The organism is Microbulbifer mixtoriginis (SeqCode) (assembly GCF_052468275.1).
The window spans coordinates 907,501-910,000 of record NZ_CP174341.1; the positions used below are offsets into that span (position 1 = coordinate 907,501).

2 rRNA genes (1 of these 2 cut by a window edge) are annotated in these 2,500 nt (G+C 50.9%); both read left to right on the forward strand.

The features are described 5' to 3' along the window. A 23S ribosomal RNA gene (locus ACJJIC_RS04105) occupies positions 1–1,692 on the forward strand; it begins 1,190 nt to the left of the window's first position. A 203-nt stretch (positions 1,693–1,895) separates the two neighbouring features. Then, positions 1,896–2,011, forward strand: a 5S ribosomal RNA gene (gene rrf, locus ACJJIC_RS04110). Positions 2,012–2,500: the final 489 nt, after the last annotated feature.

Genomic DNA, 2,500 nt, shown 5'->3' on the forward strand with positions numbered 1-2,500 from the left:
AGGTGGATCGGGAGGTCTGCTGGAGGTATCACAAGTGCGAATGCTGACATGAGTAACGACAAGGGAGGTGAAAAACCTCCCCGCCGGAAGACCAAGGGTTCCTGTCCAACGCTAATCGGGACAGGGTTAGTCGACCCCTAAGGCGAGGGCGAAAGCCGTAGTCGATGGGAAACAGGTTAATATTCCTGTACTCGCTATTGCTGCGACGGAGTGACGGAGAAGGCTAGGCCAGCATGGCGATTGGTTGTCCATGTTTAAGGTTGTAGGCTGGGGACTTAGGCAAATCCGGGTCCCTAAGGCTGAGAACTGATGACGAAGCCCACTTAGTGGGTGAAGTGGTTGATGCCCTGCTTCCAGGAAAAACTTCTAAGCTTCAGGCAATAGTGAATCGTACTCTAAACCGACACAGGTGGTCAGGTAGAGAATACCAAGGCGCTTGAGAGAACTCTGGTGAAGGAACTAGGCAAAATGGTACCGTAACTTCGGGAGAAGGTACGCCGGTTTTGGTGATGGGACTTGCTCCCTAAGCTGAGGCCGGTCGAAGTGACCAGGTGGCTGCGACTGTTTATTAAAAACATAGCACTCTGCAAACTCGTAAGAGGACGTATAGGGTGTGACGCCTGCCCGGTGCCGGAAGGTTAATTGATGGGGTTAGCTTCGGCGAAGCTCTTGATCGAAGCCCCGGTAAACGGCGGCCGTAACTATAACGGTCCTAAGGTAGCGAAATTCCTTGTCGGGTAAGTTCCGACCTGCACGAATGGCGTAACGATGGCCACGCTGTCTCCACCAGAGACTCAGTGAAATTGAAATCGCTGTTAAGATGCAGTGTACCCGCGGCTAGACGGAAAGACCCCGTGAACCTTTACTACAGCTTTGCACTGAACTTTGAGCCTACTTGTGTAGGATAGGTGGGAGGCTTTGAAGCAGTAACGCTAGTTACTGTGGAGCCGTCCTTGAAATACCACCCTGGTATGTTTGAGGTTCTAACTCTGGTCCGTTATCCGGATCGAGGACAGTGTATGGTGGGTAGTTTGACTGGGGCGGTCTCCTCCCAAAGAGTAACGGAGGAGTACGAAGGTGCACTCAGCATGGTCGGAAATCATGCAATGAGCATAATGGTATAAGTGCGCTTGACTGCGAGACAGACATGTCGAGCAGGTACGAAAGTAGGTCATAGTGATCCGGTGGTTCTGTATGGAAGGGCCATCGCTCAACGGATAAAAGGTACTCCGGGGATAACAGGCTGATACCGCCCAAGAGTTCACATCGACGGCGGTGTTTGGCACCTCGATGTCGGCTCATCACATCCTGGGGCTGAAGCCGGTCCCAAGGGTATGGCTGTTCGCCATTTAAAGTGGTACGCGAGCTGGGTTTAGAACGTCGTGAGACAGTTCGGTCCCTATCTGCCGTGGGCGTTGGAAATTTGAGAAGAGTTGCTCCTAGTACGAGAGGACCGGAGTGAACGAACCTCTGGTGTTCGGGTTGTCACGCCAGTGGCATTGCCCGGTAGCTATGTTCGGACGGGATAACCGCTGAAAGCATCTAAGCGGGAAGCCTCCTTCAAGATTAGATTTCCCTGACTCCTTGAGAGTCCTAAAGGGCCGTGGAAGACTACCACGTTGATAGGCTGGGTGTGGAAGCGTTGTGAGGCGTTGAGCTAACCAGTACTAATTGCCCGTGCGGCTTGACCATACAACAGAGATGGTTACTAACGACTAGCTAAGCTAGCGGATTGTGGAATGAAAGACACACAATGATCGCTTGCGGTGTATTACTACAGATTGTTTTACCGACTTATTTGGGGTTATCGCCGGTCAACAGACCGAGGCAAACAGCGATAACACGGCAGGCCAAGCAGATTGCTTATAAGACCAACGCCAACCCAAGCCAGTTTGCCTGACGACAATAGAGTTGTGGAACCACCTGATCCCTTGCCGAACTCAGAAGTGAAACGCAACATCGCCGATGGTAGTGTGGGGCTTCCCCATGTGAGAGTAGGTCATCGTCAGGCTTCTAATCCGAAAGGGCCACCCAATAGGGTGGCCCTTTTTTTATGGCTGAGAAAAATTAAAAAACCAAAAACTAAGAAAGGGAAAGAAGAGAGACGCGCTGCGCGCAAAGTCATATTGATTCGAGCCTGTGGCTCTCACCCTCCGAGCTGCCTTCAGCAGGCTAAATCGATACGAGCTGTCCGGTTTCTAAAAAAGAATCCTTCACCGGTTGCGCTACCGGGGTTTCTTTTTGGCTACGGTAAAATATTTTCACTATCTCGCGTGCCTGCACTGCTCTGTGAATCGTTCGTAAATCCGGAGCCATGCACCGCAGGCTGACGAGCGCTGCTCGCCATGCAGTGTAGGTCCAGTGTTTCCAGTAGCTTGCAAAAATAGCTCTAAATAAATTAGTCGGTTTTTACTCCAAAAAAATACATCTCCAAAAAAGATCTTTACCATTCCCCTTTAGGTTTTTTAGAGCTTCTGCAAAATCTTGCCACTGGATCCAC